A 12,286-nucleotide genomic window follows, 5' to 3' on the forward strand; every position below is an offset into this window, starting at 1 on the left:
ACTTTCATCATCTTACAGTTTGGGCAGACGTGCTGTCGGCAGTTCAGGCCTTTTCCAGCGTACATTGAAGCGGATGCTGGTTCTGCCGGGCGAAGTCCATCACCTGGTTCACCTTTGTCTCCGCCACTTCATAGCTGAAAATGCCGCAAACCCCGACGCCGCGTTGGTGCACGTGAAGCATCACGCGCGTGGCTTCTTCCATGTCCATGCGGAAAAACTGCTGAAGGACATGCACGACGAATTCCATCGGCGTGTAGTCGTCGTTCAGCATCAATACCTTGTAGAGAGACGGCTTCTTGGTGCGGGCGCGGGTGCGCGTCGCGATGCCGACATTGGGACCGCCAGGGCCTTCACCCTGATAATCCTGGTCCCGGCCCGCCATCTTCTCCCGATATCTGCTAATGCTGCTCATGACGGGTGAGGATATGGCGATTCCAGCCCTTAAGGCAAGGGGCGCAGATTGCAGGTCATCGCGCAAGGGATGGTGGTAACCAAGAATAGCGGCTCTCACCCCGGGGATGAGAGCCGCTTCATTCTTTCAAGCCATTTACCGCCGATCAGGCGGCGAGCGACTTTACCTTGTCCGTGACAACGGTAACGCGTGCGGTCAGCGGCTGGGCGACTTCGCCAGCCAGCTTGATCAGCGCTTCGCTGCTCTTCGCGGCTTCCTTGGTCAGCTCGTCAAAGCTGCTCGAGAAAAGCTGGCTCTGCAGCTGGAAGAATTCGGTCGGCGTCTTGACCGTCGAGAAGCTCTTGAGCGAGGCAGTCGCCTTCTCGAAGTTCTTGCGGCTGTAATCGACAGCTTCCTGGCCCAGGGTCTCAATGCCCTTGGCAGCGATCTTGCCCGATTCGACCAGCGCTTCGACATTGCCCTTGGCGATGTCGCTCAGCTCTTCGATGGCCTTGGTCGACTTTTCGACGCCAGCCTTGGCCTTCTCGTTCAGACCGGCATAGGCCGTCTCGAACTTGGCCTTGGTCTCTTCAGCGAACTTCTTTCCAGTTTCGATCACGTCGTTCATCATCTTGGTTCCTTCTGTGGCAGGCAGCATGGTGGGCTCTACCGGCCCGGCCTCGGACGAAAGGCTCTTGGTTTCTTCAGCTTCGATAGCGACCTCTTCGACCAGCGGCGCTGGTGCATGAGGGGCCGGATCAATTTCTGGCGGAGCAGCCGGTTCGGGCGCCGCATCGACCGCCGTGGTGGCGGCGACGATCGCGACCGGGTCAGGCTTTGCGGCTTTAACCGCCGCCTTCTTGACCGCCACGGCCTTCCGCGCTGGCGCAACCTTTGGGCTGACGCTCACCGCTTCTTCCGCGGCCTTCAATGCTTCAGCCGCCGACAATGTAGAGCCGGGCGTCTTGGCCACTGCCTTGCGGCGAGCAGGCTTTGGAGTGACTGGCATAAAAGGTTCTCCGTTGCTGCAGTGCACAATATATAATTCAAAGCGCAAACGCAAGAATTTTTGTGCAGTGCAGCAAAACAAGATTGGCGGAGAAATCGGTCCTTGTTTTACCAGTCTGAAATCAGCGTGTTTTGTGAGGCTTAGCGCTCCCTCACATAACGGCCAGGCGCATCCTCTATGGCCTTCAGGGAACCGGCGCCCGGCACCCGACCACCGTCTTTGGCAGAGACCGTCGAATCGCCATGAGAGCGAATCCATTCGATCCAGTCCGGCCACCAGCTTCCCTTCGTCTCCTTCGCGTTCGCCACGAAGTCGGCAAGGCTGGCAGGCAGTTCATCGCAGGACCAATATTGATACTTCCCCGCCGCCGGAGGATTGACCACGCCCGCGATATGGCCCGATCCAGCCAGCAGGAACCGGATAGGCCCAGCGAAGTGGTATGTGATCTTCCACACGCTTTCGGGAGGAGCGATATGATCTTCCCGTCCCGCCTGAACATAGGCGGGCGTTTTGACCTTGCTCAGATCAAGCGGCGTTCCGTCGATGGTCAGCGCCCCCGGCACCACCAACTGGTTGTCGCGATAAAGCTGCGTCAGGTAATTTTTGTGCCAGCACGCGGGAAGATTGGTGGTGTCGCCATTCCAATATAGCAGGTCGAACGGCGGATAATCCTGCCCCAGCAGGTAATTATTGACCACATAGTTCCAGATCAGGTCGCGGCCGCGCAGCAGGTTGAACGTCGCGGCCATATAGCGCCCATCCAGGAAGCCCCCGGTCGAAAGCTGGTCAACCAGTTTCATCTGCTCATCGTCGACGAACAGGCCAAGATCCCCCGCCTCGCTGAAGTCCACCTGCGCCGTGAAGAAGGTCGCGCTTGCCACCTTGTCCGCTTCGCCACGTTCGGCAAGATAGGCCAGGGTCGCGGCGAGGGTGGTACCAGCCACGCAATAGCCGATCGTATGGACGCTCGGCACGCCGAGCAGTTCGCGCACGGTGTCGATCGCGTCGACCTGGCCCCGGACGATATAATCGTCCCACAGCAGGTCCTTCATCGACGCATCGGCCGATTTCCACGACAGCAGGAAGACGCTCATCCCCTGGTCGGTCGCCCATTTGACGAAGCTTTTTTCCGGTGACAGGTCGAGTATGTAGAAGCGGTTGATCCACGCCGGAAAGATGACGAGGGGCGTTTCCAGCACCTTGTCCGTGGTCGGTGCGTAGTGGATCAGCTGGTAAAGCGGCGTTTCCTTGATCACCTTGCCGGGAGTGGTCGCGATGTTCCGGCCAAGCTCAAAGACGGTGCCGTCCGTCTGGGTCAGCTGACCTTTTTCCATGTCCGCCAGCATGTGCTGGAGGCCCTTGACCAGATTTTCGCCCCCGCTCTGCAGGGTCTTTTCCATGACGAGGGGGTTGGTCAGCGGAAAGTTGCTGGGCGCCACCGCGTCCAGCATGCCGCTGGTAGCGAAGCGCAGCTTTGCCTTTTGCTTGGGATCGACCCCATCCACCGCATCCGTCAATTTCAGCAGATAGTCCGACATCAGCAGATAGCTTTGCCGGATCAGGTCGTAAAAGGGATGCTTTGCCCAGGCAGGGTCAGAAAAGCGGCGATCCTTGCGCGCGGCAGGGCTTTCGGGAGGCGGAGCGTCCGGCTGGTCGCGAAGCATGCCGCCTGAGTCAAGAAACCGCTGCCACAGGGCCAGACCTTCATTGGCAAAGCCTGTCTGAATGCGCGCCACCGCATCTGGATCGAACGGCATCGTCCTTCCCGTGGCTCCGGCAGCCTGCTCCAGAATGAGCTGCTGCGCCCGGCCGACGACTTGCGTCCATTGCTGCATCTGTTCCAGCGTAGGCAGATGAGGCTCGTTGAGGTTCTGCGCTTCCATGGCCACCTTCCTCCTCCTGGCATCCTTTATGTCCGCCGCTTTCGCTGGCGTGAGCCAATCTGGCGGGCTATAGCCAGAGCGCATCGCGCGAAAGTGCGTGCAGCACTATTCCCCATGGAGACCTTTCAGGAAAGCCCTATAATGTCCGAAGAATTTTACCGCATGAAGCGTCTGCCGCCCTATGTCATCGCAGAAGTCAACGCGATGCGGGCCGCCGCGCGAGCCGCGGGTGAGGACATTATTGACCTCGGCATGGGCAATCCTGATTTGCCGCCACCCGACCACGTCATCGCCAAGCTGTGCGAAGTCGCGCAAAAGCCGAGCGCCCACGGCTATTCCCAGTCGATGGGCATCCCCGGACTGCGCAAGGCGCAGGCCAATTATTATGGCCGCCGCTTCGGCGTAGACCTCGATCCGGAGACCGAGGTCGTCGTGACCATGGGGTCGAAGGAAGGGCTTGCCAGCCTCGCGACCGCGATCACCGCGCCGGGCGACGTCGTTCTGGCGCCCAACCCCAGCTATCCGATTCACATGTTCGGCTTCATCATCGCGGGCGCGACCATTCGCTCAGTCCCGACGACGCCGGATGAAAATTACTGGAAGTCGCTGGAACGCGCGATGGCTTTCACCGTGCCGCGCCCCTCCATTCTGGTCGTCGGCTACCCCAGCAATCCTACGGCCGAAACGGTCGATCTTGCCTTTTATGAGCGGCTGGTCGCCTGGGCGAAGGAGAATAACGTCTGGGTCCTGTCCGACCTTGCCTATTCCGAACTATATTATGACGGCAACCCGACGCCTTCCATCCTGCAGGTTCCGGGCGCCAAGGATGTCGCGGTCGAATTCACCTCGCTCAGCAAGACCTATTCGATGGCTGGCTGGCGCATCGGCTTCGCGGTCGGCAACCGCCAACTGATCGCGGCGCTCAAGCGGGTGAAGTCCTATCTCGACTATGGCGCTTTCACGCCGATCCAGGCCGCGGCCTGCGCGGCGCTGAACGGGCCGCAAGACATTGTTCAGAAGAATCGCGAACTCTATCACAAGCGTCGCGATGTAATGGTCGAGGCGTTTGGCCGCGCTGGCTGGGAAATTCCGGCGCCCAAGGCGTCGATGTTCGCCTGGGCTCCACTGCCCCCCGCGCTCAAGGATATGGGCAGCCTGGAATTTTCCAAGCAGCTCCTGACCCATGCCAAGGTCGCGGTAGCTCCCGGCGTCGGTTATGGTGAGGATGGCGAAGGTTTCGTCCGCATCGCCATGGTGGAAAATGAGCAGCGGCTGCGGCAGGCGGCGCGCAACATCAAGCAGTATCTGAAATCCATGGGTATCAACACGCCCGCCAAGGGCGCGGCCTGACGGAAGCGGCGCCGGGTTAAAGGGCGTGGCACTTCACTCGACAATCCCCCTGCCCCAGGTTTCGCAGGTCGCGCAGACGATCCAGCTTGCTTTGGCGCCGGTGTTCCTGCTCGCGGGCATCGGCGCCTTCCTAAACGTCTGTGCGGGGCGCCTTGCCCGGATTATCGACCGCGCCAGGCTGGTCGAAGGCAAAATACTCACGTCGCGCGGTAAGGAACATGACCGCATGGTGGGCGAGATCCGCGTGCTGGACCGGCGCATGAACGTGGTCAACGTCGCGATCTTCCTTTCGGTGGCATCCGCATGCGCGGTCTGCCTGGTCGTCATCCTGCTGTTTGCGGGCAACCTGTTCGGTGCGCATCTTGGCACGCTCATTGCCATCCTGTTCAGTCTGGCGATGCTGCTTCAGGCGGGCGGTTTTGCAACCTTCATTCAGGAAATCCGCCTGGCATCGCGCACCATCCGCATCCGCAACGAAGTCCTCTATCACCAGGCGGAGGGGGAAGAGGAGGCATGACCAAATTCACGGTCAACGACCGCCCGGTCCAATATCGGATGGACCCCGACACGCCGCTTCTCTGGGCGCTGCGCGACGCATCCAACCTGACCGGCACCAAATATGGTTGTGGAACGGGCGATTGCGGGGCCTGCACGGTCGATATCGACGGGCAGGCGGTGCGCTCATGCCAGGTCAGCATTAGGGAGACCGAAGGACGCTTCGTCACCACGATAGAAGCGCTTTCCCCCGATCGCGGCCACCCGCTGCAACAGGTCTTCGCGGCCGACAACGTGTCGCAGTGCGGCTATTGCATCCCCGGTATCCTTATGGCGGCGTCGGTTCTGCTGAAGCGTAACAACGATCCGAGTGACGAGGATATAGACGCCGCCATCACCAACATATGCCGGTGTGGCATCTACCCCCGCCTGCGCGGCGCCATCAAGCGCGCCGGAAAGGTCATGCGCGGCGAGGAACAGGTAGAGGCGGCCCCGCCCCCCGGCGTATCGCCCGAAGAGGCCGCCCGCGCCGTCCCGGCGCTCCGGCGGCCCTAGTCCCGCCGCCGCCTAGCCGAACCGATAGGCCGATACCGGCCATCCCCTCACGGCGTCGTCATAATCAACCTGCGCGACATCATCGCCGCCCGCGCCCAGCGCCACCATCAGCGGCAGCAGATGCTCTTCACGAGGATGGGCGAAGCGCGCCTCCGGCAGCGTCTCCCACGCGGCAATACGTGCCGATCGCCGCTGGGGGTCCGGGTCCGTTACCGCGTCAGTCAAAGCCTCGTGCCACAATAGCGATGGTGTTCGCGCCTGCGAATCGTGGACCCGCATATTGTGGAAACTCATCCCCGACCCGATGATCACGACCCCTTCATCCCGCAACGGCTCAAGCGCGCGGCCTGCGGCGATATGCGCCTGTGGGTCGAGGTCTTTTCTCAGCGAGAGTTGCACGACGGGAATGTCGGCCTGCGGCCGCGCGACCTTCATCGGAATGAAGATGCCGTGGTCCCAGCCGCGTCCATGCTCTTCCGCCACGGGGAAGCCAGCGTCGCGCAGCAGTTGGGCGGCGCGGTCGGCAACGGCGGGCGCTCCCGGCGCATCCCATTTCAGGGAATAAGCGTGGGGTGGGAAATTATAATAGTCGAACAGAAGGTCCGGACGATCCCCCTTGTGCACGGTAAGGACCGGCTCCTCCCAATGCGCCGACACGATCAACATCGCGCGCGGACGTTCGGGCAGGCTCTCGACCAGTTGCGTCAGATAATCCTGCATCGTCTGCCACATGGGGTCGCTGTAGGGGCGGTCGGGATCTGCGGGGTTCATGAAGAAGCAAGGACCACCACCGTGCGGAATATAAAGGCTGGGCTGTTTCATGACCGTTAGATCGCGCGCTGCCCCTGGCCATGCAAGTGCGCGGCGTGAAACAGTGCGTTTCGTAGCCCCTAAGCTTCACCAGCCTCGATAATGGGAGCGATGGCCTGCGCCAGCGTGGCGCCTGAATAGGGCTTCTTCAACAAGGTGATCCCGCTGAACCGCTCGGGCAGGTCCAGGCCATCGCCATAGCCCGTCGCGAACAGAAAGCTGATGCCATTTTCCGCGAGCATGTCGGCGATCGGCAAGCTGGTTTCATTGCCCAGATTGAAATCCAGGACGGCAAAATCGATGGCGTGCAGATCGATGGCTTCACGCGCTCGCCCGACGCTGGCGGCGGTGATGACTTCCGCGCCCAGATCGCGCAACGCATCCTCGCCATCCATCGCGATGATCATATTGTCCTCGACCAGAAGGACATTGCGCCCTTTTAGCAAGCCGGGAGCAGGAGCGGGCGCGGGCTTCGATCTTTCCCCAACGGTGACATCCGGCAGAACCGACACGATATGCTGGGACGGGATGCAGAAATGCGCCTCCAGCCCGGAAAGGCGGTAGGTAATCTCCGCCTTGCCATCCAGATCATAAGGGATCGACCGTTCGATGACGGTGGAACCGAAACCCCGGCGAGTCGGGGCGACGACGGCCGGGCCACCGCTTTCATTCCAGTCGAGCAGCAAGCTGCCTTCCGGATCGACACGCCAGTCGATCGCAACCGTGCCACCATCCGACAGCGCGCCATATTTGGCGGCGTTGGTCAGCAACTCATGAATGACCAGCGCCAGCACGGTAAAGGCCGACGGCGTCAGCAGTACATTGGGGCCGGTCTGTTTGACCCGGTCGCGCCGCTCGCCCAGATAAGCCCCTGCCTCCACCTCGATCAGGTCCTGCAACCGTGCCGGTGCCCAGCGGTCAGCCGTGATCTGGTCATGAGCGCGGGCCAGCGCATGCACACGGCTTTCCAACGTGTCGATAAACTCGTCCACCGAACGGGCATTGTCGCGCGTCTGGGACAAAAGCCCACGGATCAGCGATAATATATTGCGGACCCGATGGTTCAGCTCGGCAATCAGCAGTTCCTGCTTTTCATGCGCCTTCTGCCGTTCCTCGTTGGCGGAGTCGGAAAGGCGCAGCACCACTTCCAGCAGAGCCGTCCGCAATGCCTCCGCGACGCGCAATTCTGCCGGGGTGAAAGGCACCGACGTGCCCTTCACCAGTTGCGACCATTCCTCGAAACTCTTGCGCGGGGTCAGGCGCGGCCCATTCGGCCCATATTCGATATGCTTTTCCTGATTGCCCGCCCAGCGCACCGAACGCATCTGCTCCACGCGGAACAGCACGACATAGTCGCGCGGTCGCCGTGACAGCGGAATGGCGAGCAGGCCCGCCGCGCGATCGGCATAGGCTTCCGCTTCGGGCATCACCCGGCAGAGGCAGTCGGTCGCGAACACTTGGCTTGCCGCCGTCCGATTGAGCATCGAGACGATCGCTGCAAAGGCGGACCTGTCCGGCGTCAAACCGGCCAGCGTCACGTCCCCGTCAATATACACGCCGACGCCATCCGCGGGCACGGTGTCGAAGATGACGTCACCCAGCCAACGGGCATTGGACAGCAGATCATGATCCTGGGCAACAGCGGACATAAGGCGATCGGCGACTTGCCGCGCCTTCCCCTCATAATCCGCCGTCTCCGCCCGCTCGCGGCTTTCCAGCATCATGGAGAAAATCTGTCCGAACAGCTCAGCAGCGCTCCGCTGCGCGAAGGTCGGCAGGCGCGGGCCATAATGGTGGCAGGCGAACAAGCCCCACAAGCGCCCCTCGACAATGATCGAGATGGAGAGCGAAGCCCCTACGCCCATATTGCCGAGATATTCGATGTGGATCGGGGAAACCGCGCGCAGCAGGCACAAGGACATGTCGAGCGCCGCGCCGGTGGGATCAAGCACCGGGATCACCGGAACCGGCTCTGCCCGCACGTCCGCGATGACGCGGAAGATGTTGCGCAGGTACAGCGCCCGGGCCTGCGTCGGGATGTCCGAAGCGGGGTAATGCAGCCCGAAAAAGCTGTCGATGCCAGGCCGCAACGCTTCGGCCACGACTTCGCCGTCGCCGCCATCGGCGAAGCGGTAAACCATGACGCGGTCGAATCCGGTCAAGGCCCTAACCTGCCTCGCTCCATCGCGCAGAAAGGCGGCCATGCTGTCCGTTTGAGCGAGCCGCGCGACCATGGATCGCACCATGCTGGTCGCCTCGATCTCATCCGCGAAAGCCGGTTCGGCCTCGATCACCACCAGAGAGCCCGAAAAATGAACGGCGATGTCAAAGGGCTGCACGCCCTCGATCAGCACCAGCGAAAACATCCGCTCGACCGCGTCGGGGCCACGCAGCAGCGTGATGCGGTTCCGCAGCGAATGAATGGCATCATCCCGGAACAGCCCGCTGATCGGCTTGCCCAGCATCTGCTCAGGCGCCAGCCCGATGAACTGTTCACAATTTGCCGAGACGCGGGAAACCAGCCAGTCGGCGGTCAGCGCAACCAGAAAGCCGAAAGGCTGTATTGTGCCCGGCACATGGATCGGTTCGCGATCGCAATTGCTGATGTCGACGGCGAAGTCGGCCATCTCCTGTCCATCGCGTTCAGCCATGACTGCTCACCCGTTCCGCCGCGGCACCTGCCGCGAACAGAGCGAAGGCGGCTTGCGCTCCCTGTATCGCGTTGTCGATCCAATCCTGGCCACCGCCATCCGCCGCCTTGTCCAGCGCTTGCTGAAAGGCGATCCAGCTTCCTTGGCCGTAGACAGACTTGAGATAGGCCCTGGGCAACCCGGCAGGCACGCGCCGCTCCAGCATGGCGCCACCCAGCCGCGAACCTTCCAGGGCGTAGAGCGCACCCCACCGAAACCCTTCGCCCGCATGCGCCGTTGTTTCTAGTGGCTCCGGCAGCGTTTCGCCCAATGATGCAAGGTCTTCCATCAACTGGGGCAAGCGCGGAGAATCGGGCATCGCCAACTGTTCCAGCGGCATCAGCGCGCGTGCATGCGCTTTCAGAAAGGCTCCATATTCCGCACGGGAATCCAGCGAAAAGCCGGAAAAAAGATCATCCACCCGCTGATGGTTTTCCATCGTCGCTTTTCTTAAGGCCTGTCGAATTCGGCCGACGTTGGACGTTCTCTTCACTCGTCGTTCCTAAAGGCTGACACCGAGGCGCGCACTGATCTGGATCAGTTTTTGAGCCTGACGGCGGTGGTTGGTCGATTTTCTACCGAAATAATCGATTTGTGTACGCCAGGTCCCAATGACCATCTATACTTGGGAGATTCTTTCAAATCGCTGACGAACGAGTTCAGCGTCGCGACATGGCGGCAGACATAAAAGGGAAATCATGCGGGGCATGGCGCCCCTTTTGGAAAGAAAAGACCATGTTGAGGAAAATGATGTTGGCGGGGCTGATGACCGCCACCGTTCTGGGTGGCGTCGCCCCTGCCTATGCGCAACGCGGGCAGGATGGAGGGCGCGATCGCGGCGGTGAGCAGTCTGGCCGGAACGAAGGCCGGGCACCCCGTGGCGGCGGGCAGGATGGCGATCGCGGAAACGTCCGCGTGCGTGACCAGGCTTCCACGCAGCGTTGGCAAGAACGCGTAAATGATCGCGCGCGGGTACAGACCGTTCCGGCACAGCCCAATCGACAGTGGCGTGCTGCGGAATCACGCGCTGACGTTCCTCGCGATGCGCGGCGCAACGATACGCGCGTCCGGGAACGGGCCGTTGGCGATCGTCCGCAGTGGCGGGATGACCGCCGGGACAACAACCAGGCGGGCTGGCGCGGCAGTCGCGACGACGGGCGACAGGACCGGCGTGATGATCGTCGGGATGGACGCCCAGAAGGGCGCCTCGACAGCGGCAACAACTGGCGCGGCAGCCTGGCGGGCAATCGCCGGTTCGATGATCGCACCCGCTGGAACGGCCAGCGTCGTTGGGACAATGACTGGCGGCAGGACCGCCGCTATGACTGGCGCAGCTATCGCTCACGCTACAGCGACCGCTACCGGATGGGCCGCTATTATGCGCCGCGCGGATGGAGCTATGGCTACAGAAGCTTTTCGACAGGCATCTTCCTGAACAGCTTGCTGTTCGCGAACAACTATTGGATCAACGATCCATGGTCCTATCGCCTGCCGCCTGCCTACGGCACGCTGCGTTGGGTGCGCTATTATGACGATGCCCTGCTGGTCGATATCCGGGACGGCTATGTCGTAGACGTGATCCACGATTTCTTCTGGTAAGCGGAGGATCATATCCGCTGATTTCATCTGGGCCTGGCGCCATGTGCGTCAGGCCCTTTTCATTTGCACCGACGGGACGACGGCGGCAGGAAGCGGGCATGACGGACGTGATTGATGATGGCGGCATCGCTTCGGCCACTCGGGCGAAGATCGGCGATGCGGTGCGCGCAAAGCTGGACCGCAACCCCTTGGTCAGCCGGATCGACGCCGCGAACCTTGAAATCTACGGCCGCCATGACTTCCTCAGCGCCGAGGAATGCGAAGGCTTGCGCGCGCTGATCGACGCCGACGCCCAGCCCTCCACGCTGTTTTCCGGCAGCGCGAATGCCGATTACCGCACCAGCCACAGCTGCAACCTTAGCCCCTGGCACCCGCTGGTGGATGGCATCAGCCGCCGGATTTGCGCGCTCACCGGGTTACCGCCCGAAAATGGCGAAACCTTGCAGGGTCAGCGCTATGCGGTTGGTCAGGAATATAAGGCGCATTGCGATTATTTCCCGGTCACCGCCAATTATTGGCCCGCGATGATGAAAAAGGGCGGGCAGCGCAGCTGGACGGCGATGATCTATCTGTCGCCGGTTGGAGCCGGCGGGGAGACGCATTTTCCCCACTGCGAGTTCATGGTGCCTCCCGTTGAGGGGATGATCCTCATCTGGAACAACCTGAAGGCCGATGGTTCGCCCAATCCGATGAGCCTGCATGCCGCCCGGCCCGTGCAAAATGGCGTTAAATATGTCGTGACCAAATGGTTTCGGGAGCGGCGCTGGGTACACTGACCGCAAGCGCGCCTGTTCATAGCTGTGATACAAGTTGCGACATAAATGACTGATTCCTGACAGAACTGTTTCGTGCAGGTTCAGCGGCCGGAATGCATAACCCCATTGTTGGTGACGGAACCGGCCCAGGGGATGAAAGTTTGATCCCAGCCGGTTCAGGCCGCCAAGCTGATGGGAGAAAATATATGCGTAAGTTGATCATCCTCGGCCTTATCGCAGCAACCGCGATGCCAAGCGCGGTCATGGCCCAGTCACGCGGAGAAGTGCGCGACAGTGCGCGGGATCTCCGGCAGGAGCAGCGCGAACTGCGCGACGCGCAACGCCATGGCTCGCGCCATGATGTACGCGAACAGCGCCGTGACGTCCGCGACGCCCGGCAGGAACTGCGCGAAGATTGGCGCGACTATCGCCGTTCGCACCGTGACGTCTATCGCGGCGGCAACTGGCGCGCGCCCTTCCGCTACAATCGCTGGGAAGTCGGGTCTCGGCTACGCCCGGGCTTCTATAATTCCCGCTATTATATCAGCGATCCCTATCGCTATCGCCTGCCCCGGCCCGCGAACCGTAACCTGCGCTGGGTAAGGCATTATAACGACGTGCTGCTGGTCAACGTTCGCAGCGGGCGCGTGATGCAAGTCCATCGCAGCTTCTTCTGGTAACGCAGAACTAACGACAATGGGCGGCTCCGGACTTCGGTTCGGAGCCGTTCGCTATCTATTTCGGCACAG

12 protein-coding genes are annotated in these 12,286 nt (G+C 61.5%); 6 read left to right on the plus strand and 6 right to left on the minus strand.

Annotated features, from left to right (window positions below; translation table 11 throughout):
* Positions 1-43: 43 nt before the first annotated feature.
* The 3 genes from clpS to ACZ51H_RS09530 all read right to left on the minus strand — a co-directional run bounded on the left by clpS (position 44) and on the right by ACZ51H_RS09530 (position 3,283).
* The gene (clpS, locus tag ACZ51H_RS09520; protein ID WP_464801687.1) at positions 44-412 is read right to left on the minus strand and encodes an ATP-dependent Clp protease adapter ClpS; all 369 of its coding nucleotides are present in this window, start codon (positions 410-412) and stop codon (positions 44-46) included.
* Between the two features lie 145 nt (positions 413-557).
* Entirely contained in the window at positions 558-1,400 is an 843-nt protein-coding gene (locus ACZ51H_RS09525; RefSeq protein WP_464801688.1) for a phasin family protein, read from the minus strand.
* 140 nt (positions 1,401-1,540) lie between these two features.
* Complete coding sequence (locus ACZ51H_RS09530) at positions 1,541-3,283, minus strand: PHA/PHB synthase family protein (RefSeq protein WP_464802879.1); 1,743 nt, start codon at positions 3,281-3,283, stop codon at positions 1,541-1,543.
* Between the two features lie 141 nt (positions 3,284-3,424).
* Here ACZ51H_RS09530 and ACZ51H_RS09535 point away from each other — a divergent pair, with 141 nt between their 5' ends.
* Genes ACZ51H_RS09535 through ACZ51H_RS09545 form a run of 3 tightly spaced genes read left to right on the plus strand, consistent with a single transcriptional unit; the run spans position 3,425 to position 5,683 of the window.
* Entirely contained in the window at positions 3,425-4,633 is a 1,209-nt protein-coding gene (locus ACZ51H_RS09535) for an LL-diaminopimelate aminotransferase (RefSeq protein WP_449474211.1), read from the plus strand.
* A gap of 25 nt (positions 4,634-4,658) precedes the next feature.
* Positions 4,659-5,150, plus strand: coding sequence for a DUF2721 domain-containing protein (locus tag ACZ51H_RS09540; RefSeq protein ID WP_449474213.1), 492 nt, complete (start codon positions 4,659-4,661; stop codon positions 5,148-5,150).
* Positions 5,147-5,683, plus strand: coding sequence for a (2Fe-2S)-binding protein (locus ACZ51H_RS09545; protein ID WP_460986814.1), 537 nt, complete (start codon positions 5,147-5,149; stop codon positions 5,681-5,683). Before ACZ51H_RS09540 ends, ACZ51H_RS09545 begins: the two co-directional genes overlap by 4 nt.
* A gap of 12 nt (positions 5,684-5,695) precedes the next feature.
* Here ACZ51H_RS09545 and ACZ51H_RS09550 read toward each other — a convergent pair whose 3' ends face one another.
* The 3 genes from ACZ51H_RS09550 to ACZ51H_RS09560 all read right to left on the minus strand — a co-directional run bounded on the left by ACZ51H_RS09550 (position 5,696) and on the right by ACZ51H_RS09560 (position 9,622).
* Positions 5,696-6,505, minus strand: coding sequence for a DODA-type extradiol aromatic ring-opening family dioxygenase (locus tag ACZ51H_RS09550; protein ID WP_464801689.1), 810 nt, complete (start codon positions 6,503-6,505; stop codon positions 5,696-5,698).
* A gap of 68 nt (positions 6,506-6,573) precedes the next feature.
* Positions 6,574-9,144 (minus strand): HWE histidine kinase domain-containing protein, encoded by a 2,571-nt coding sequence (locus ACZ51H_RS09555; RefSeq protein ID WP_464801690.1) that lies wholly within the window; start codon positions 9,142-9,144, stop codon positions 6,574-6,576.
* Positions 9,137-9,622, minus strand: a complete 486-nt coding sequence (locus tag ACZ51H_RS09560) for a biliverdin-producing heme oxygenase (RefSeq protein WP_464801691.1) — start codon at positions 9,620-9,622, stop codon at positions 9,137-9,139. The genes ACZ51H_RS09555 and ACZ51H_RS09560 overlap by 8 nt, the downstream gene beginning before the upstream one ends.
* Before the next feature lie 326 nt (positions 9,623-9,948).
* On the opposite strand from ACZ51H_RS09560, the gene ACZ51H_RS09565 reads away from it, so the two are divergent.
* From ACZ51H_RS09565 to ACZ51H_RS09575, 3 genes are all read left to right on the plus strand, one after another.
* Positions 9,949-10,782, plus strand: coding sequence for an RcnB family protein (locus ACZ51H_RS09565; RefSeq protein WP_464801692.1), 834 nt, complete (start codon positions 9,949-9,951; stop codon positions 10,780-10,782).
* A gap of 98 nt (positions 10,783-10,880) precedes the next feature.
* A complete protein-coding gene (locus ACZ51H_RS09570) occupies positions 10,881-11,558 on the plus strand; it encodes a 2OG-Fe(II) oxygenase (RefSeq protein ID WP_464801693.1) in 678 nt (225 codons plus the stop codon).
* Positions 11,559-11,743: 185 nt separating this feature from the next.
* Positions 11,744-12,217 (plus strand): RcnB family protein, encoded by a 474-nt coding sequence (locus tag ACZ51H_RS09575; protein ID WP_464801694.1) that lies wholly within the window; start codon positions 11,744-11,746, stop codon positions 12,215-12,217.
* Positions 12,218-12,286: the final 69 nt, after the last annotated feature.

The organism is Sphingobium sp. TomMM15 (genome assembly GCF_055397045.1).

Bases quoted from the DNA above. Each gene is read 5' to 3' on its own strand.
- ACZ51H_RS09530 (WP_464802879.1), bottom strand. From the start codon at position 3,283: ATGGAAGCGCAGAACCTCAACGAGCCTCATCTGCCTACGCTGGAACAG.
- ACZ51H_RS09525 (WP_464801688.1), bottom strand. From the start codon at position 1,400: ATGCCAGTCACTCCAAAGCCTGCTCGCCGCAAGGCAGTGGCCAAGACG.
- ACZ51H_RS09565 (WP_464801692.1), top strand. From the start codon at position 9,949: ATGACCGCCACCGTTCTGGGTGGCGTCGCCCCTGCCTATGCGCAACGC.
- ACZ51H_RS09555 (WP_464801690.1), bottom strand. From the start codon at position 9,144: ATGGCTGAACGCGATGGACAGGAGATGGCCGACTTCGCCGTCGACATC.
- ACZ51H_RS09570 (WP_464801693.1), top strand. From the start codon at position 10,881: ATGACGGACGTGATTGATGATGGCGGCATCGCTTCGGCCACTCGGGCG.
- ACZ51H_RS09560 (WP_464801691.1), bottom strand. From the start codon at position 9,622: ATGGAAAACCATCAGCGGGTGGATGATCTTTTTTCCGGCTTTTCGCTG.
- ACZ51H_RS09535 (WP_449474211.1), top strand. From the start codon at position 3,425: ATGTCCGAAGAATTTTACCGCATGAAGCGTCTGCCGCCCTATGTCATC.
- ACZ51H_RS09545 (WP_460986814.1), top strand. From the start codon at position 5,147: ATGACCAAATTCACGGTCAACGACCGCCCGGTCCAATATCGGATGGAC.
- ACZ51H_RS09575 (WP_464801694.1), top strand. From the start codon at position 11,744: ATGCGTAAGTTGATCATCCTCGGCCTTATCGCAGCAACCGCGATGCCA.
- clpS (WP_464801687.1), bottom strand. From the start codon at position 412: ATGAGCAGCATTAGCAGATATCGGGAGAAGATGGCGGGCCGGGACCAG.
- ACZ51H_RS09550 (WP_464801689.1), bottom strand. From the start codon at position 6,505: ATGAAACAGCCCAGCCTTTATATTCCGCACGGTGGTGGTCCTTGCTTC.